The organism is Dietzia cinnamea NBRC 102147 (assembly GCF_001571065.1).
GTDB lineage: Bacteria > Actinomycetota > Actinomycetes > Mycobacteriales > Mycobacteriaceae > Dietzia > Dietzia cinnamea.
In genome coordinates this window covers 216128-233132 of record NZ_BCSW01000001.1, presented here as the reverse complement: position 1 = coordinate 233132, position 17005 = coordinate 216128, and the positions used below count along the sequence as shown (strand labels likewise).

Here is a 17005-nt window from a genome sequence, read left to right as displayed (position 1 = left end):
GGGCGGCGCGGGTGGGGCCCGCGCCGCCCGCCGCGCTGTTCGCGCCCGGGTGCGCCGCGCCGCCCGCCGCGCGCACAGCTCCCGCTCAACTCGGATGTGTACCGTCGGCGTCTTCACGCACACGAACAACGTGAGGAGATCGAGTGCGCTCGAGGACATGGCGGGCGGCCGTCGCCGCCGCGGGACTCGCACTGGTGGTCGCGGGGTGCGGCGCCGGGGGCGACGACGAGGGCGGCGCCACGGCCGCGCCCGCAGCGGCCGAGCAGTCCGGACAGGCGGCCGGGCCGGAGCAGGGCGGCGAGCAGTCGCCCTCCGGGCCCGACACGTCGGACATCCCGGACCCGGTGGCCGAGGTGAACGGCACCGAAATCTCGCGCGCCGAGTTCCTGTCGGTATTCGAGAACCAGTACAAACAGATGAGCATGCAGGCGCAGATGACGGGCCAGCCCGTCGACGAGGCGCAGCTCAAGAAGCTCACCACCGACGGTCTGGTCGGCACCGAGCTGCTCACGCAGGAGGCGGAGAAGCGGGGCATCGAGGTCTCCGACGAGGACATCAAGGCGGAGCTCGAGGAGTTCGCCGAGACCAACCAGGTCAGCACCGACGAGTTCATCGCGGCGATGGGGGAGCAGGGTCTGGACCGCGACGCGGTGATGGAGCAGATCGACAAGCAGCTGCGCGTCGAGAAGCTCATCACCGCCGAGTTCGGGGAGTTCGAGGTGACCGACGCCGAGATCGAGGCCGCCTACGAGCGGATCGGCCAGCAGCAGGCGATGGCCGGCGGCGGTGCCGGTGAGTCCGGTGGTGGTGGGCTGCCGCCGCTGGAGCAGGTCCGCGGCGAGGTCTCCGAGCAGGTGCGGGTCCAGAAGGAGGCCGGGGCGATGGAGGAGTTGTCGCAGAAGCTCCGCGCGGACGCGGACGTCACCGTCCACCTCTGACCCCTGGATGCCGCGCGCCGGGCCTCCGCGCGGCACTTACACGGTGACGTCCGTATAGGGCATCTGCGCCGAGACCCACGGGAACACGACCTCCATGAGGAGCAGGATCACCGTCGCCAGCAGGGCCAGCGCGATCAATGCCTTCACCGGCCGCGGGCCGGGTAGCGATCGCCACAGGTAGGCGTACATCGGTCAGTCCTCCAACGCGGCCGGGCGGCCGTCGGTCTTGGCCGTGGCCTCGGTGAGCACGGCGTGCACGATCAGCCTCTCGGCATTCGAGTACATCGGGTGGCAGGTGGTCAGGGTGAGCAGGCGTTCGGGGGCTCCGGCGAGCTCCGCCGCGCCGACCTCCTCCGCCGTACCCGCCGCGCTGGACCCGCCTGCTGCCCCCGGCACCGGCGCGATGACCTCCACCGCGTCCGGTGAGGTGACGTGCACGCCCCGGACGTGGGCGTAGTCGCCGGTCGCGATCCGATCCGACTGCTCCGGCGCGAGGCAGTTCTGCGCAGCGGCCAATCGTTCGGCGCTGCCGGCCTCCACCGGAAGTACGCGGTAGGTCAGCCACTGCGTGGCGGTCTCGATGACGACGGCGTCGCACGACCCCAGCCGGTCGAGATGCTCGAACACGGCGCCGGACCCGTTGCGGTGACCGGCCAGCGCGGAGTTGCCCACCTCGCCCGGCATCTGGGTCCCGGGATAATGTCCCGGCCCCGTGCGCAGGTCCTCCGCGCGCGTTCCCTCGACCACCGCGTAGGCCGCGTCGTCACCGAGCGTCGGCAGGTGGACGCGGGCGAACGCCTCGCCCAGGGCCGGAACGGCGGGCGGCACCGGTTCGCCATCGGACGCGCGGGTGGCCGGGTCCGCGGACCCGGCGGCGGTCCCCGCGGCGTCAGCGGCGGCTTGTGAGACCGGGCCGCTCGACCATCGCTGCTCGAGCCCGGCGGCCGCCTCGTTCTGCAGGCGCCGCGAGTCGAGATTGCTCCAGAACGCCTCGTAGAACAGGTAGAGCAGTAGCACCGCGCCCACCGTGAGCAGCAGCTCGCCGACTATCCGGGCGGCGCCGAGTCGGCTGGTTCGTGTCCTCATCGACCCCCCGGTCGTCCGTGTGTCCCGTGTGGCCTGTGTCGCCCTGGTGGCCGAGTTTGCCCGGGCTCGCGCCCACCCACCGCCCGCGCTTGCATCGTCCAGCGCTGGAGAGATCGTCTCACGGCCACTCCACAGGCCCTCTCACTCGGATGGACGTACTCATGGCGGAAATGGACGTAGCCATGGCGGTGTACTGCCCGATTCGCCGCCACGGTTGCGTCCAAATCGGGCCGGGACCGCGCGTACCGGGCCGCGCCCACCGGGCGGGGTGTCGCGGAATCACTGCATGGACGCGTCGACCCGGACTCTCGCAGCACTCCTCTCCTCTGCGGTGGTCGCCGCAGGCGTCAGCGCGGCGATGCCCCCTGCTGCCGTCGCTCAGCCGGCCTCCCCGCCCGGCCTCGGCCCCGCCCACCCCGCTCGCGCCAACGGTCAAGCTCTTCCATCCGGACACCGCGGCGGTGCTGGCGGAGGTGCAGCTGACCAAGGGCGCGCTGCTCGGCGGGGTCTACGGGTACCTCGACGCGCAGGACCGGGTGGTGGTCGCGGACGGGGACCGCAGGCTCCTCGCCGTCGGGCATCATCGTGCTCCCGACGGCTCCTGGCGCATGACGGTCGACGTTCTGGCCGACCTCGCGCCGGCCGTCCCCGACGGGGACGCGATCACCGGGCTCATGCCCGCCTTCGACGGGCGCGTGTGGTTCGCGACGTCCGGCGGGGTGGTGGGCACCGTGCGGCCCGGCGGTGCGAGGAGTGGCGGTGACGGAGGCGGTCACGCAACGGTCGGCGCGGACCACGGTGCCGGTGTCGACGACGACGAGCTCCGCTTCCTCGCCCTGCCCGCAGGGGAGAAGATCTCGAACGGGCTGACCGTCCGGCGGGGAGGCGCGTCGGTGATCACCACCCGCGCGCTCTATGAGATCGACACCTCGGCCGACGGGTCGCCGACCGTGCGCTGGCGGGGCGGATACGAGGTGGGCCCGGCGCGGAAACCGGGCCTGTTGGCGCACGGGTCGGGGACGACTCCCACCTACTTCGGCCCCGGCGACTCGCTGGTGGCGATCACCGATGACGCCGAGCACCCGGACCTCGGAAAACTCGATCATCGCGTTCGGCGGCGCCCTGGTGCTGGTCAACACGTACGGCTCCTCGACCGCCGGGACGGCGTCCCTGCCCAAGCTGACGACGGGTGACGGGCTCATCCACGCGCTGGCGTACGGTCCGCGGCGAACCCACACGCTCGGCTCGGCGGCGCTGCCGCTCGATCAGGGGCTGGCCCAGAAGGTCGGCCCGGTCGATGTCATCTCGACGGACGTGGAGACGGGCCGCGAGGTCGCCCGGACCTTCGTCGGCCACGCCCCCTACGACGAGCCGATGGAGCTGACCGGCACGATCGCCTCCCGCGGCGACGCCCCGGGCATCATGTGGCAGCCGACCCTCACCCGGATGCTGCGCATCGGCCCGGCCTGAGCTGCGATCCCGTGCAGGACCAGCCGGACCCGACGTCGCGGAGGATGTGGGGTCGGATGCGCGCAGGGTCAGGCGGTGGGGCGGACGACCGCGACCGGGCACGGCGCCGTCTGCAGCAGGCGCCGACTGACCGATCCCAGCAGCAGGCCGGCGAAGCCGCCGTGGCCCCGCGAACCGGTGACCAGCAACGGCGCGCCCGCAGCTTCGTCAGCGATCGTGACGGCGGGCTCGCCGACGACGAGGATGAGCTCGACCTTCACACCGGGGTGGCGGGCCTCGTGCGGGGCGAGCGAGTCGAGGACCTCCTTCTCGTCCTCGGCGAGAACGCTCTCCGCGAGTTGATCGAGGTCGAACAGTGAGGCCCCCGGGAGTCGGGGCACCTCGACCGAGTGGATCGCCCGCAATCCGCTCCCGCGGCGCTCGGCCTCGGCGAACGCGTACGCGACGGCCGCGCTGCTGGCCTCCGACCCGTCGGCGGCCAACACGACCGGGCCCCCGGTGGGCTCCGCGGGCGTGTGCGGCGTGATGACGATGACCGGGCAGGGAGCGTGCTCGACGACCCCGGCCGAGGTGGACCCCATCGCGAAGTCCTCGCGCGCGGTGAGTCCGCGGCTGCCCACGACGATCGCCGACGCGTCGCGGCCCGCCTCGACCAGTGCCCCGACGGGGTTGTCGGCGATCACCCGATACGTGGTGGGGACGTCGCCGACGAGATCGGCGAGCTGGTCACGCATGGCGCCCTCGACGTTGGCGCGGGCGGTGTCGTCGAAGGCGACCACGCGACCGACGGCGCGGTCGGCCGAGATCACCTCGAGAGAGGCGCCCAGCCCGCGGGCCCGCGAGGCGGCCCAGGCCACGGCTCGACGGGAGTCCTGCGAGCCGTCATAGCCGCACACGATAGGTCCGGTGGCGGTATCCGTCATGGCTTCCTCCTGCGCGTTCTCGGGTCGCGGGCCAGCCTAGTCGGCCGCGGCCGCCGCGCGACCCCTAGTATTTCCTATAACGGAGTCGTTCTCTTTCTGGACTAGTTCCAAAAAGTGGGCTATGGTGGATGCCATGACGACAGCAGAGGAACAGGGAGCACTGCTCCGGCAAGCCGGGTTGAGGGTCACCTCGCCGCGTCTTGCGGTCCTCGACGTCGTCGCCGGTCGTCCCCATATCGCGGCGGAGGATGTCGCCTCCCTCGTCCGGGAACGACTGGGCGCGGTGTCCACGCAGACCGTCTACGACGCGCTGCGGGTGTGCACCGAGGTCGGTCTCATGCGCCGTATCGAACCCGCCGGCTCGCCGGCGCGGTACGAGCGACGCACGGGGGACAACCACCATCACCTCGTGTGCCGGCACTGCGGGCGCATTGAGGACGTCGAATGCGCGGTCGGGCACGCACCCTGCCTCTCCGCCGACAGTGACCACGGCTTCCGGATCGACGAAGCAGAGGTCAACTACTGGGGCACATGTCCCGAATGTCGGGCGAAGCAGTCCGCGCTCGTCTAAGACTGAGACCCAGATCACATCCACTCCACACCACTCACCCGAGGAGCATCACGACGTGACCGTTCACCCCGCCGACCGCGGCGTTCGCGACTTCCAGCCCGGCTCGCACACCACCACCGACAGTGGCCAGCCCGTCCCCAGCGACGAGTTCAGCGCCCAGGTCGGCAAGAGCGGCCCGCAGGCGCTGCACGACTTCTACCTCATCGAGAAGCTCGCCCACTTCAACCGCGAGAACATCCCGGAGCGTCTGCCCCACGCCAAGGGCTCGGGCGCGTTCGGCGTCTTCGAGACCACCGAGGACATCTCCGACATCACCTGCGCCGGCCTGTTCCAGAAGGGCGTCAAGACCCCCATGCTGGCCCGCTTCTCCACTGTCGCCGGTGAGAAGGGCAGCCCGGACACGTGGCGCGACCCGCGCGGCTTCGCGCTGAAGTTCTACACCGAGGAGGGCAATTACGACCTCGTCGGCAACAACACCCCGATCTTCTTCATCCGCGACGCCATCAAGTTCCCTGACTTCATCCACTCGCAGCGCCGGAAGAACGCCTCGGGCCTGCGCAACCACGCCATGCAGTGGGACTTCTGGACCCTGAGCCCCGAGTCCACCCACCAGGTCACCTGGCTCATGGGCGACCGCGGCATCCCCGCCACCTGGCGTCACATGGACGGCTTCGGCTCGCACACCTACCAGTTCATCAACGCCGAGGGCGTGCGCCACTGGGTCAAGTTCCACTTCAAGACCAACCAGGGCATCAAGAACCTCACCCAGGCGGAGGCCGACAAGCTGGCCGGCGAGAACGCCGACTACCACCGTGAGGACCTCTACGAGGCCATCAAGAACGGTGACTACCCGTCCTGGGACCTGCACGTCCAGGTCATGCCGGTCGCCGAGGCGGCCACCTACCGGTACAACCCGTTCGACCTGACCAAGACGTGGTCGCAGCGCGACTACCCGCTGCGGAAGGTCGGCACCATGACGCTGAACCGCAACCCGCAGAACCACCACGCGCAGATCGAGCAGGCCGCGTTCGCGCCGACCAACATCGTCAAGGGCATCGGCTTCTCGCCCGACAAGATGCTGCTCGGCCGCGTCTTCGCCTACCCGGACATCCAGCGCTACCGCATCGGTGCCAACTACCAGCAGGTCCCGGTCAACCGGCCGCTCTCGGAGGTGAACTCCTACTCCAAGGAGGGCGCCATGCAGTTCGAGTTCCCGCACCCCGCGCAGGCCGAGTACCACCCCAACTCGCTCGGCGGGCCGGCGGCCGATCCGGCCAAGGCCTACGACCTCGGCGCCTGGGACGCCGAGGGCACCGAGATCTTCCGCGGTGACCTCACCCCCCATGCCGATGACACGGACCAGGTCCAGGCGACGATCCTGTACCGCGAGGTGATGAACGACGAGGAGCGCGAGCGACTGGCGGCCAACATCGCCGGCCACGTGTCCGCGATCCACCCGGACGAGACCGAGCTGCTCGATCGCGTCTACGCCTACTGGGCCGCCGTCGACGAGGGCCTGTGCCAGGCCGTCAAGGCCGGCGTCGAGGCCGGCCCGCGCGGCAACCACCGGCTGCAGGACTGACGGCAGTCAACAGAACGGGCATACTGGGGAACGTCCAGTGCACGATCCGATTCACTTCCACGACCCGGAGAAACCGGGTCAGAAGGGAGCCATGATGGCTGCTGATTCGAATGGTCTGTTCACCTCGTTCGTCCCCGCCGAGGCTCAGGAGGCGGTGACGAACGCCCTGCAGGAGTCGCTGGTCGACCTGATCGACCTGTCGCTCGTCGCCAAGCAGGCGCACTGGTCCGTCGTCGGCCCGCGCTTCCGGAGCATCCACCTCGCCCTCGACGAGGTCGTCACGGACGCCCGCGCCTTCGTCGACGAGGTGGCCGAGCGCGCCACCGCCGTCGGCGTCAGCCCGGACGGCCGCTCCGCGACGGTCGCGGCCAACAGCGCGCTGGACGAGGTCTCGGCCGAGTTCACCTCGGACGACAAGGTCGTGCTGGTCATGACCGAGGCCCTCGAGGCGGCCATCAAGCGCCTTCGGGCCAACATCGGCAAGGTCGGCGACGACCCGGTGACCGAGGACCTGCTCATCGGCATCAGCGCCCGGCTCGAGCAGCTGCACTGGATGTGGCAGGCCCAGTCGGTCTGATCGGCTCGGCCTGACCCTCCCACCCACGAGATCCGCTACTCCGCCTACGGATCCGCGCCCCTCACACGGGTAGCGGATCCCGCGGCGGGGTAGCGGATCTCGTCATTTCGGCCGGGGACGACGACGAGGTGGGCTCGCACCCCGGCGGCGCCCGGAGTCAGCCGGTCCGGGCCACCGCCAGCGCGTCGTGGTCGGCGATGGCGCGGCACGACCGGCGCATGAGCACGGTGAACATCTCGTCGCCGCGGGGCGTGCGCGTCCCGTACATCCACCCGAAGATCCCCAGCACCGGAGTCTGCAGCAGCCCGTAGACGTAGTCCTCCCAACACTCGTCCAGCGAGTAGCCGGTGACCCCGTGACCGAGCAGCGCACGGTGGTACTCCGCTACCATCTCCCGCTCCGCGGACCGCCGGTCGTCCACCGTGAGGCTCGAGCCGAGGAAGCCGCCCAGGTCCCGACCGGGCAGGCCCACCGCCAGCGTCTGCCAGTCGCACGCCAGCGAGGGACGGCTCCCGACCGGGTCGACCAGCATGTTGTCGGCCCGGTAGTCCGCGTGCAGGAGAGCGAACCGCTCGGCCCGCCCACTGGCCCACTGTGCGATCAGCGGGGCGATCCCGGCCATGATGCGGCGCTCGTCGTCGTCGAGTCCTCCCCCGAGCTCGGAGAGGAATGCGTCCACCGCCGGCCCGCCGAGCTCCTGCAGCGTGACGTTGTCCTCGACCGTCGGCACCGACAGGCCCTCGACGCGTCGCAACTCCGGGTCGCACCACCGCGGCCCGTGCAGACCCGCGAGGTTGGTCGCGCAGTCCACGGCCTGTTCGATGGACAGGCCGGTGAGCTGGTCGCCCTGCACGAGCGGCGAGACGTCGTCCAGGACCAGCGTGAACTCGCCCTCCCGCTCGCCGAGCTCCGCGAACCGCGCCCGCGGCACGCGGACGGCGACGGTCGGCGCGAGGTCGCGGTAGAACAGCACCTCGCTCCGGTACACGCCGTGCAGCAGCGGGCGCATGCCCTCGTCGGGATTCGGCAGCTTGACGAAGAGCGTCGGTGGCAGCCCGTCGCCGTCGACGTGCGCCACCACGCAGCACCCGATCTGCCCCGTGCCCACCAGTTCTGTGCGTACCGACCGGACCTCGGTGCCGAGCGCCTCCGACAGCCACGGCGCCGTCACCTCCTCCGGCGTGCAGGCCACCCGGGGGTTCGACGCGACGCTGGTCATGACGGCAGGTCCTCTCGTGGGCGGGCGGTGTCCGGTCGCTCGGCGGCCTCTGGTGCGTTCGCTGCCGTGTCCGCTGCGCTGGCGTCGCGGCGCGACCGGATCCGGCCCGGGTTGGCGTCGAGATGGGCGAAGCGGCCGGGGTCCCGCCGACGCCGCCACTCGGCGAGCACCGGGGCGAGTTCGTCGGGCGTGGCGCCGTGCAGCACCACCGAGTCCGCGCCCAGCGCGAGCTGCCCGTCGATCCGGTCCGCGCAGCGTGCGGCGCTGCCCACCGCGGCGGTGGCGAGCCACTCGTCGGGCAGGACGTCCGCCGCGTGGCGGAGCAGGTCGAGGTCGTCGGTCGCGTCGAGCGCACCGGAGTGAGCCGACAGTCGTTCGTCGGCCCGGAACCGCTCGAGCCCCGCCGGGTCCCAGTCGTTGACGCGGACCAGGACGTCGCCGTAGCCGGTGAGGTAGGTGGCCAGCCGCCCGACGAGCTTGCGCAGTCGCGCCGCCTCGTCGAGCGAGTCCTCGATCGTCGCCATCACGGACCAGACGCGGACGCCGGCGGGATCGCGACCGGCCCGCTCGGCAGACTCGCGCACCAGGCGCACGCAGCGCTCGACCGCCGCATCGGACATGAAGGTGTGGAGCACGACCCCGTCGGCGATCCGCCCGGCCAGCCGCAGCTGGTTGTCGCCCATAGCCATGAGCAGCACGGGGATGTCCTCGGCGAACGCGGAGTCCTGCACCAGGTACGGGTAGCTGCCGGCGGGCCCATCGTGGCCGACCACCGCGCCGCCCGCCCACAGCGTCCGGTAGAGGCCGATCGCGTCCTCGAGCTGCGCGGAGGTCACGTGCGGCAGGCCCATGATGTCGAACAGCACCGGGATCCCGCGCCCCAGCCCGAGCGCGTAGCGGCCGCCGGACATGCGGTGCAGCGTGGCGGCCATCGTGGCGGTGACCAGCGGGTGGCGGGTGTTGTGGTTGGTAGCGGCGGTGCCCACGCCGATGCGGCTGGTCGCGGCCACGGCGGCGCCGGCCATCACCGCAGCGTCCTTGAGCGCGAACCGCTCCGAGAGCAGAATCGCGCCGAGGCCCAGCTCCTCGGCGCGGGCGGCCTCGGCGATGAGGTCCGCGGGCGCGGCGCTGTGCTCGGCCAGGCCGTAGCAGGCGAGCTCGGGCATGAGGTGGTCGGTGACATCGCGCGGCATGGGCACCCTCTGGCGGCGGACCGTCACCCCGGATCGGGTGATGAGGGTCACACTAGCGGCCGGGTGGGCGTTGCGGTCGGTTCCCTCCACCGACCGTGGGAGCCGTTCGGTTCACCGCTACAGGCCGAGCACCGCTCGGGCGATCAGGAAGTACACGACCAGCCCCGTCGCGTCGACGAACGTCGTGATGAACGGGTTGGAGAACACGGCCGGGTCCGCGCGGACGGCCTGGGCGAGCAGCGGCATGAGCCCGCCGACGGTCGCGGCGATCGTGCACAACGCCAGCAGCGTGAGCCCGATGACCAGGCCGAGGTCGGCGTCGTAGACGAGCCCGGTGACCGCGAAGCCCACCGCACCCAGGACGAGTCCGAGGGTGAACCCGGCCCGGATCTCCTGGCCGAGGACCCGCAGGGCGTCGCGGGGGCGCACGTCGCCGAGTGCGAGCGCGCGGGTGACCGTGGTGGCCGCCTGATTGCCGGTGTTGCCGCCGGTGCCGATGATGAGCGGGACGAACAACGACAGTGCCACCACCTGCGCGATGGTCGCCTCGAACACCTCGAGGACCTGCACCGTCAGCGCGGCGCCGAACGCCAGCACGAGCAGCCACACGACGCGGGAACGCACCAGCGTCCGCACGGGCGTGGCGAGGTAGGGGCGCCGGAGCGGTTCGGAGCCACCGGCACGTGCGGTGTCCTCGGTCTCGGCGTCCTCGAGGATCCGCAGTGCGTCGTCGAAGGTGAGGATGCCTACCAGCCGGTCCTCGTCATCGACGACCGGGAGGGCGATGAGGCGCTCGTCCGCGGAACGGCGTGCGGCCGCCTCGGCGGATTCGCGGGCGCGTGCGGTGATCGCCGGGTTCATGAGTTCACGCACCGGCGTGCCCGGCTCCGCACGCATGATCGCTCTCAGTCCCACGATCCCCACCAGCCGCCGTTGGTCGTCGGTGACAGGGATCGCGTAGATGGTCTCGGCCTCGTCGATCCGCTGTCGGACCCGCTCGAGGGTCGCACCGGCGGTGACCTCGGGATGGGTGGAGATGAACTCCGGGCTCATCCGTCGACCCACCGAGCCGGTGGGGTAGTCGAGCACGGCGGCGGTGAGGGCCTGCTCGTCGCGATCGAGCTCCCGCAGGAGCCGCGTGGCCACGTGGGCGGGGAGCTCGTCGACGAGCCCGGCGCGGTCGTCGGGGTCGAGATCGGTGAAGAGCTGGTTGACACGGTCCGCGTGCAGTTCCCGGATCAGCTCGGACTGCAGCGGCGGGTCGAGCGCCTCGAAGACCACCAGGGCGGTGCCCTTGGGCAGGAGCCGGAAGACGACGGCCCGGTCCCTGGCGCCACTGCGCTCGAGGACATCCACGACCAGCGAGGGCGGCAGAGCCTCGACCATCTCGGCCGCGGCGTGCAGATCCCCTGCGCCGATGAGGGCGTCGAGCCGTCGTGCGGCCTCGGCCGGGTCGCGGACGGTCACCGCTCCCGGCGAACGCGCATCATCTGGCCCGGTCATGTCACCCCTCGTCGGCGATGTCGTCGTAGGCGGTCAGCGGGTCGAGCCGGCCGTCGGCGCGGTAGGCGGCCCGGGCCAGGGTGATGGAGGCGACCGTGGTGACGACCACCGTCGCGCCGAGCGCCACCAGTGCCATGAGGGTCGCCATCCAGGTGAACCCGGTGGTCAGCTCGTGCACGTACGCCGACAGGATGAACAGCATCATGCCCAGGCCGGTCGCCACGGACAGGATGTTGATGCGGGTCAGCGCGTCGCCGGCGCGTGACATGGTCACCGCGGCCACCAGGAAACACAGTGACCCGAGCAGGGCCAGGACGCCGATCAGCAGGTCCGTGATCATCGAGGTGTCCATCGCGATCACCGTTGTCCCCGGGAGAGCAACCGCGCGAGCGCGACGGTCGAGAGGATCCCGATGAGGGAGCCGAGCATGACGACGTCCAGCGCCACCGCGGACCCCTGGCGGATGACGAACAGCACGAACAGCGCCACCGCGCAGAAGTAGCTCAGATCGGCCATGACGGCGCGGTTGGCGTCTCCGGGCCCGCGCACGGCCCGGACGGCCGCGACCACCATGCTCGCGACGACGATCACGGTCGACGCCCCCAGAAGAACCGTCAGGAGCGGACTCACGCGTCATCACCTCGCAGGACGGACAGCACCCGGTTCTCCGTCTGACCGAGCAATTCAATCATCTCCTCCCGTGGACCGCCCAGCACCACGTGGACCCACATCTCGTCGTCGCCGATGACCGTCACGAGAGTTCCCGGCGTGACGGTGATGGCCCAGGCCAGCGCGGTGATCTCCACGTCGGTGCGGCAGCGCATGGGGTACCGCACCAGCACCGGGGTGCCGATGGGGCCTGGGGTGACGGCCTCCTTGGCCAGCGCCCACGACGACAGGACGACGTTCCACAGCAGCCAGCCCAGGACGAGCGGGGCGCGGAGCACGCGGCGGATCACGAGGCGCCCCCGATCGTCGACTCCGTCACGGCCTCCGGTCCGTCGAGGACGGCCGTGACGTAGGCGTCGGTGTCGACGAGGCCGGTGACCGCCCGGTCCACCTCGGGCGCGACCGCTCCGTAGCCGAGGAAGAACACCACGGACACGGCGGCGAGTGCACCGCCGGGCACGAGCAGTCCCGCGGGCACGCGGGGAGCCGGGCGGGCTTCATCGCCGTCCTCGTCGCCCTCCTCGTCCTCGTCGCAGGGATCGGCGTCACCCGTGTGTCCGAGCGACGGACCGCCCCACATGGTGCCGCGCCACAGCCGGAGCATGGCGACGAGGCCGATGAGGGAGGCGACGAGGACGACGACGACGGTGACGACCCCCCACGCGCCGCCCGCCCCGAGGGCGGCGTCGACGACCTCGAGCTTGCCGATCAGTCCCGAGGTGGGGGGCAGTCCGACGAGGGCCGCGATCGCGATCACGATGAGGACGGCCAGCGGGCGATCGCGGTACCACAGCCCGGACAGCCCGCCGAGCTGCCCGCTGCGGTAGACGTGCTCGGCGGCGCCGAACAGCATCACCAACGCGCCGATGGTCACCATGTGGTGGATCATGTAGACGATCGCCCCGCCGGGGGCTTGCGCGACGGCCAGGGCGGCGAGGATGACGCCGACGCCCGAGACCATCTGCCACGCGAGGATCTCGCGGACCCCGACCGGGGAGGCCGAGGCGACGGCGCCCCACAAGGTGGTCACGAGCGCGACCACCAGCAGGACCCGCCCCCACGCGGGGTCGAGGTCGAACACGGTCGCCCAGATGCGGATGACCGCGTAGAGGGCGACCTTGGTGTGCAGTGCCGAGAACAGCGCCATGACGCCGGAGGAGGTCCCGGGGTAGGCGCGCGGCAGCCAGCCGTGGACCGGCACGGCACCGGCCTTGATGCAGAGCGCGATCAGCACGACACTCACCGCGGCGGCGACGCGTCCGTCCTCCTGCGCGGCACCTGCGAGTACGGCGAGGTTGACGGTGCCCGCGGACGCGTAGACGAAGCCGACGCCGGCGAGAAGCAGTGTCGAGGTGAGGAGGTTGATGACGACGAACAACCGGCCGACGCCGAGGCGCCGCCACGTGCCCGTCATGGCGATGAGGGCGTACGAGGGCAGCAGCATGACCTCGACGAAGACGAAGAGGTTGAACAGGTCGCCGGTGAGCAGGGCGCCGTTGGCCCCCGCGAGGAGCAGCAGCGCGAGCGGTGCGAAGTAGCGGCTGCGGCCGAACTCCCCGGTGCGGTCACAGAAGATCAACGACGCTAGCGCGACCACGCCCGTGGCGACCAGCATCAGGGCGGTGAAGGTGTCCGAGACGAACGGGATCGCGACGCCGGGGACGAACCCGCCGACCGAGCCGGCGATGACGGGCTCGGATCGGTGTCGCACGAGGAGCGCGACACCCGCCACCGCGGTGGCCGCCGGGACGGTCAGGGTCACGAGTCGGCCGACCGTGCGCGACGGCAGGATCGCGGTCACGGCGGCGGCCATCACCGGGATGGCGGCCAGCAGCGGCAGCAACAGGGCGGTCACGGCGCGGGCTCCTCACCGGTCGGCGGGACGTTGTGGGTGTCGTCGTCGCGACTCACCACGGCGAGGGAGAGCATGAACACGGTCACCGCGAGAGTGATGACGATCGCGGTGAGGACGAAGGCCTGGGGGAGCGGGTCGGCGGAGACGTCGAGCCCGTTGACGCCCTCCAGCGGCTCGGCGCGCCACGCGGCGACCCCGGCGCTGAGGAGCGCGAGGTTGACGGCATGGCTGATGAGCGACAGCCCGAAGACCACGCGGACCATGCCGCGCTGCATCATCAGGTAGACGCCGCCCGCGGTGAGGACGCCGATCATGATCGCGATCGTCACGGGGCGACCTCCTCGACGCCGCGGCCCTCGCCGCGATCCCCGTCACGATCCCGGCCGGGGCTCGCGTCCTGCCGGGCCCGGCGACCGCGCGCGCTCACACGCCGACCGGTGTCGGGCTCATCCGGGCCGGGGACCACCTCGATGGGTGCGCGTCCCGCGCCGAGCGTGTTGAAGGCGGTCATGACCAGGCCGAGCACGCCGGCGAAGACGCCGAGATCGAAGATGAGGGCGCTCGACAGGTGCTGTCCCGCCACGTACCAGTGGGCGGGCTGGAGGAACTGCCCGAGAAAGTAACCACCGATGCCGGTGAGACCCGCCACGACGAGTCCGCCGCCGATGAGCGCGACCGGGGTGGACGGCCGGCTCACCGGGCGGTCCGACTCACGGGCGAGATAGATCAACGCGAACGCGCAGGCGGCGACGAGGGCCGCGATGAACCCGCCGCCGGGCTCGTTGTGGCCGCGCCACAGCAGCATCACGGAGACCACACCGAGGATCGGCGTCACGGCGCGCGCGAGCAGCTTCAGCGGCACGGTGTTGCGGGTGGCGTCCTCCAGCGCCTCCGCCGCGGTCCCGGTGCTCTGCACGGTGCCCGGCAGCGGGTCGGCGGCGGGCGGCGGGTCGATGGCCAGGGCGGTGGCCCGCACCGAGCCGAGGACCCCGAGGATCGCGATGCCGGCGACACCCAGAACGGCGACCTCGCCGAAGGTGTCGAGCGCACGGAACTCCACCAGGATGGTGTTGACGACGTTGCTGCCGCCGGTGATCTCCGGCCCGTTCTCCAGCAGGTACATGCCGACCGGGGACCGCTCGCGGCGTCCGGTGAAGACGAGGACGCCGATGGTGGCCGTGATCCCCGACAGCACGGCCAGGATGATGGCAGCGGTGTTCCGGGGGCGGGAGGCGGCGATGAAATCGCGGGGCAGGCGCCGAAGGACCAGCACGAACATGATGACGGTGAGGGCCTCGACCAGGAGTTGGGTCATGCCGACATCGGGTGCCCCGAGTCCGAAGATCTGGATGGTCACGGCGATGCCGACCGCGGACAGCAGCACGGCCGCGGCGAGCCGGGAGTGGGCGGCGCACAGTCCGAGGACGCCGACGATCACGACGATGAGCAGGACGACGTCGATCGACCTGTCGAGTCCCCCGACGCGCGGGGGGATCGTCGTGCCGGTGGCCAGTGCCCATCCGCCGATACCGACCGCGTAGACGGTGAGGACGGCCAGCAGCGCGCCGGCGTGACGGGCGGGCGAATCCGACGCGGTGGGCCGGACGAGGGCGCGCCCGGCGCGGGTGACGGCGGAGGTCAGGGACTCCAGCACGGAGGCGCCGGTGAACGGCAGCAGCTCTCGGTCCAGCAGGCGGTCGACCGCGCGGCGGCGCCACACCAGCAAAGCGCCGACCACGAGGATCAGAGCGGTGAGCCCGACCTCGAGGGTGAGCCCGTGCCACAGGACGAAGTGGGCCTCGTGGGTGAGATCGTCGATCGTCCCGGCGGGCGGGGTGCCATAGACGACGCCGACGCCCGGCTCGTGTGGCCGCCAGCCGAACGGCCCGGCCGCGGCCTCCGCCACCGCGGACATCGGTACGTCGAAGACCCACACCACCAGTGACAGTGGCAGCCCGATCGCCGCGGGCAGGGCCGCGGGAAGCCATAACCGAACCGGTGCCTCGTGGACCTCGTCCACGTCCTTCGCGGGACGGGAGGGGTCGCGGTAGGCGCCGAGGAAGCCGCCCAGGACGATCCGCGCGCAGTAGAGGAAGGTGAGGATCGCCCCGATCACCGCGGCGGTGAGCAGCGCGGTCACCGCGACGGGCTGCCCGCCGGCGACGTCGCCGAACGCGATGAGCATGGACTCCTTGGACACGAAGCCCAGGGTCGGCGGGACGGCGGCCATGGCGGCCGCGCCGAGCACGGTGGCGCCGAACGCCCACGGCATGCGCCGCCACAGAGGGCCCAGGTCGCGGATGTCGCGCGCGCCGGCCTCGTGGTCGATCACGCCGACCAGCATGAACAGGCCGGACTTGAACAGGGCGTGGGCGACGGTGTGCAGCGCGGCGGCGGCGAGCGCCTCCTGGGTCCCCACGCCGATCGCCGCGGTGATCCAGCCCAGCTGGCTCACGGTGGAGTACGCCATGAGCTGCTTGAGGTCGGTCTTCTGCAGCGCGAACACGGCCGCCATCACGGCCGTGCCCATGCCGACGGACACGAGCAGGGCGTTCCAGACGGGGACGTCGTGGAAGGCGGGGGAGAACCGCATGAACAGGAAGATGCCGGCCTTCACGACCGCGGCCGCGTGCAGGTACGCGCTCACGGGGGTCGCGGCGGCCATGGCGTCGGGCAGCCAGAAGTGGAACGGGAACTGCGCGGACTTGGTGAACGCGGCCGTCGCCACGGCCGCGGCGACGGCCGCGGTGAACCCGGGATCGGTGTACCAGACGTCGTGGGACAGGGCCTCGGAGATCGAGGTGGTGCCGGTGCGGATCCACATGGCCACGAGCGCGCCCAGCAGCACGAGACCGCCGACGACCGTCACGGTGAGCGTGCGGAAGGCGGAGGCGTACGCGGGGCGGCCCGAGTTGGCGATCAGCGCGAACGACGCGAGCGACGTGAGCTCCCAGCACACGTACAGCAGCACCATGGAGTCGGTGAGCACGAGTCCCAGCATCGAGACCGTGAACAGGGTCATGAGCTGGAAGAAGCCGTAGTGCTGTGGGCCGCGCGTCCGGGCCCGGCCGTCGCCGTGCGCCTCACCGCCGGACAGGTACGACGACGAGTAGATCAACACCACAGCGCCGATCACCAGCGCGAGCATCGCGAAGAGCAGTCCGGTGGGATCGGCGAACAGGTCCAGGGTCCAGTGGCGGGCCGGCACCCAGGGGATCCGCACCACCTCGGTGGGCATCCCCGACAGGGCCAGCGAGAGCGGCGACAGGAGGGCGAACGCGCCCAGGAGGTAGAGCGCTGCGAGCGGCCATCCCGCACCGCGCCCGAGCCACCTCGTGAGCGGCCACGCGAGAAGCGTAGCCAGGCCGGCCGAGGCGATCGCGAGGACGGGGCTCATGGCTCCTTCCTGCCCGGCGCGG

General features: G+C 71.5%; 18 protein-coding genes. 6 read left to right on the top strand and 12 right to left on the bottom strand.

The features are described from left to right. Positions 1-143 precede the first annotated feature (143 nt). The gene (locus DCI01S_RS01085; RefSeq protein ID WP_232302991.1) at positions 144-938 is read left to right on the top strand and encodes a SurA N-terminal domain-containing protein; all 795 of its coding nucleotides are present in this window, start codon (positions 144-146) and stop codon (positions 936-938) included. A gap of 36 nt (positions 939-974) precedes the next feature. On the opposite strand, the gene DCI01S_RS17475 is transcribed toward DCI01S_RS01085, so the two are convergent. Then, positions 975-1127, bottom strand: coding sequence for a hypothetical protein (locus tag DCI01S_RS17475; RefSeq protein WP_165001088.1), 153 nt, complete (start codon positions 1125-1127; stop codon positions 975-977). A gap of 3 nt (positions 1128-1130) precedes the next feature. Next, positions 1131-2024, bottom strand: coding sequence for a class E sortase (locus DCI01S_RS01080; RefSeq protein ID WP_061227554.1), 894 nt, complete (start codon positions 2022-2024; stop codon positions 1131-1133). A gap of 473 nt (positions 2025-2497) precedes the next feature. Between DCI01S_RS01080 and DCI01S_RS17785 the strand changes: the two genes are divergently transcribed. Continuing rightward, complete coding sequence (locus DCI01S_RS17785) at positions 2498-3217, top strand: hypothetical protein (protein WP_244881619.1); 720 nt, start codon at positions 2498-2500, stop codon at positions 3215-3217. Beyond that, entirely contained in the window at positions 3150-3494 is a 345-nt protein-coding gene (locus DCI01S_RS17780) for a hypothetical protein (protein ID WP_061227552.1), read from the top strand. The genes DCI01S_RS17785 and DCI01S_RS17780 overlap by 68 nt, the downstream gene beginning before the upstream one ends. A gap of 68 nt (positions 3495-3562) precedes the next feature. On the opposite strand, the gene DCI01S_RS01065 is transcribed toward DCI01S_RS17780, so the two are convergent. Then, positions 3563-4417: a universal stress protein gene (locus DCI01S_RS01065; RefSeq protein ID WP_061227551.1), complete on the bottom strand. Its 855-nt coding sequence runs from the start codon at positions 4415-4417 to the stop codon at positions 3563-3565. 133 nt (positions 4418-4550) lie between these two features. Here DCI01S_RS01065 and DCI01S_RS01060 point away from each other — a divergent pair, with 133 nt between their 5' ends. From DCI01S_RS01060 to DCI01S_RS01050, 3 genes are all read left to right on the top strand, one after another. Further along, positions 4551-4988, top strand: a complete 438-nt coding sequence (locus DCI01S_RS01060) for a Fur family transcriptional regulator (RefSeq protein ID WP_061227581.1) — start codon at positions 4551-4553, stop codon at positions 4986-4988. 55 nt (positions 4989-5043) lie between these two features. Further along, positions 5044-6570 carry a catalase gene (locus tag DCI01S_RS01055; RefSeq protein ID WP_061227550.1) on the top strand — a complete coding sequence of 509 codons (1527 nt, stop codon included), beginning with the start codon at positions 5044-5046 and terminating at the stop codon, positions 6568-6570. A gap of 91 nt (positions 6571-6661) precedes the next feature. Further along, entirely contained in the window at positions 6662-7147 is a 486-nt protein-coding gene (locus tag DCI01S_RS01050; RefSeq protein WP_061227580.1) for a Dps family protein, read from the top strand. A 157-nt stretch (positions 7148-7304) separates the two neighbouring features. On the opposite strand, the gene DCI01S_RS01045 is transcribed toward DCI01S_RS01050, so the two are convergent. The 9 genes from DCI01S_RS01045 to mbhE form a co-directional block, all read right to left on the bottom strand. Continuing rightward, the gene (locus DCI01S_RS01045; protein ID WP_061227549.1) at positions 7305-8366 is read right to left on the bottom strand and encodes a phosphotransferase family protein; all 1062 of its coding nucleotides are present in this window, start codon (positions 8364-8366) and stop codon (positions 7305-7307) included. Next, on the bottom strand, positions 8363-9559 hold the full coding sequence (locus tag DCI01S_RS01040) for a TIGR03857 family LLM class F420-dependent oxidoreductase (protein ID WP_061227579.1): 1197 nt from the start codon (positions 9557-9559) through the stop codon (positions 8363-8365). Before DCI01S_RS01040 ends, DCI01S_RS01045 begins: the two co-directional genes overlap by 4 nt. 117 nt (positions 9560-9676) lie before the next feature. Beyond that, positions 9677-11062, bottom strand: a complete 1386-nt coding sequence (gene mgtE / locus DCI01S_RS01035; RefSeq protein ID WP_061227548.1) for a magnesium transporter — start codon at positions 11060-11062, stop codon at positions 9677-9679. A gap of 1 nt (position 11063) precedes the next feature. Next, positions 11064-11414 (bottom strand): cation:proton antiporter, encoded by a 351-nt coding sequence (locus tag DCI01S_RS01030; protein WP_063935410.1) that lies wholly within the window; start codon positions 11412-11414, stop codon positions 11064-11066. A gap of 5 nt (positions 11415-11419) precedes the next feature. Then, positions 11420-11692, bottom strand: a complete 273-nt coding sequence (locus tag DCI01S_RS01025) for a monovalent cation/H+ antiporter complex subunit F (protein ID WP_061227546.1) — start codon at positions 11690-11692, stop codon at positions 11420-11422. After that, positions 11689-12021: a Na+/H+ antiporter subunit E gene (locus DCI01S_RS01020; protein WP_061227545.1), complete on the bottom strand. Its 333-nt coding sequence runs from the start codon at positions 12019-12021 to the stop codon at positions 11689-11691. The genes DCI01S_RS01025 and DCI01S_RS01020 overlap by 4 nt, the downstream gene beginning before the upstream one ends. After that, positions 12018-13586: a proton-conducting transporter transmembrane domain-containing protein gene (locus tag DCI01S_RS01015; protein ID WP_061227544.1), complete on the bottom strand. Its 1569-nt coding sequence runs from the start codon at positions 13584-13586 to the stop codon at positions 12018-12020. Before DCI01S_RS01015 ends, DCI01S_RS01020 begins: the two co-directional genes overlap by 4 nt. Then, on the bottom strand, positions 13583-13915 hold the full coding sequence (locus DCI01S_RS01010; RefSeq protein ID WP_061227543.1) for a sodium:proton antiporter: 333 nt from the start codon (positions 13913-13915) through the stop codon (positions 13583-13585). Before DCI01S_RS01010 ends, DCI01S_RS01015 begins: the two co-directional genes overlap by 4 nt. Beyond that, positions 13912-16983 (bottom strand): hydrogen gas-evolving membrane-bound hydrogenase subunit E, encoded by a 3072-nt coding sequence (gene mbhE, locus DCI01S_RS01005; protein ID WP_061227542.1) that lies wholly within the window; start codon positions 16981-16983, stop codon positions 13912-13914. The genes DCI01S_RS01010 and mbhE overlap by 4 nt, the downstream gene beginning before the upstream one ends. Positions 16984-17005 lie beyond the last annotated feature (22 nt).

Bases quoted from the DNA above. Each gene is read 5' to 3' on its own strand.
- DCI01S_RS17475 (WP_165001088.1), bottom strand. From the start codon at position 1,127: ATGTACGCCTACCTGTGGCGATCGCTACCCGGCCCGCGGCCGGTGAAG.
- DCI01S_RS01080 (WP_061227554.1), bottom strand. From the start codon at position 2,024: ATGAGGACACGAACCAGCCGACTCGGCGCCGCCCGGATAGTCGGCGAG.
- DCI01S_RS01065 (WP_061227551.1), bottom strand. From the start codon at position 4,417: ATGACGGATACCGCCACCGGACCTATCGTGTGCGGCTATGACGGCTCG.
- DCI01S_RS01060 (WP_061227581.1), top strand. From the start codon at position 4,551: ATGACGACAGCAGAGGAACAGGGAGCACTGCTCCGGCAAGCCGGGTTG.
- DCI01S_RS01050 (WP_061227580.1), top strand. From the start codon at position 6,662: ATGATGGCTGCTGATTCGAATGGTCTGTTCACCTCGTTCGTCCCCGCC.
- DCI01S_RS01045 (WP_061227549.1), bottom strand. From the start codon at position 8,366: ATGACCAGCGTCGCGTCGAACCCCCGGGTGGCCTGCACGCCGGAGGAG.
- DCI01S_RS01040 (WP_061227579.1), bottom strand. From the start codon at position 9,559: ATGCCGCGCGATGTCACCGACCACCTCATGCCCGAGCTCGCCTGCTAC.
- mgtE (WP_061227548.1), bottom strand. From the start codon at position 11,062: ATGACCGGGCCAGATGATGCGCGTTCGCCGGGAGCGGTGACCGTCCGC.
- DCI01S_RS01030 (WP_063935410.1), bottom strand. From the start codon at position 11,414: ATGGACACCTCGATGATCACGGACCTGCTGATCGGCGTCCTGGCCCTG.
- mbhE (WP_061227542.1), bottom strand. From the start codon at position 16,983: ATGAGCCCCGTCCTCGCGATCGCCTCGGCCGGCCTGGCTACGCTTCTC.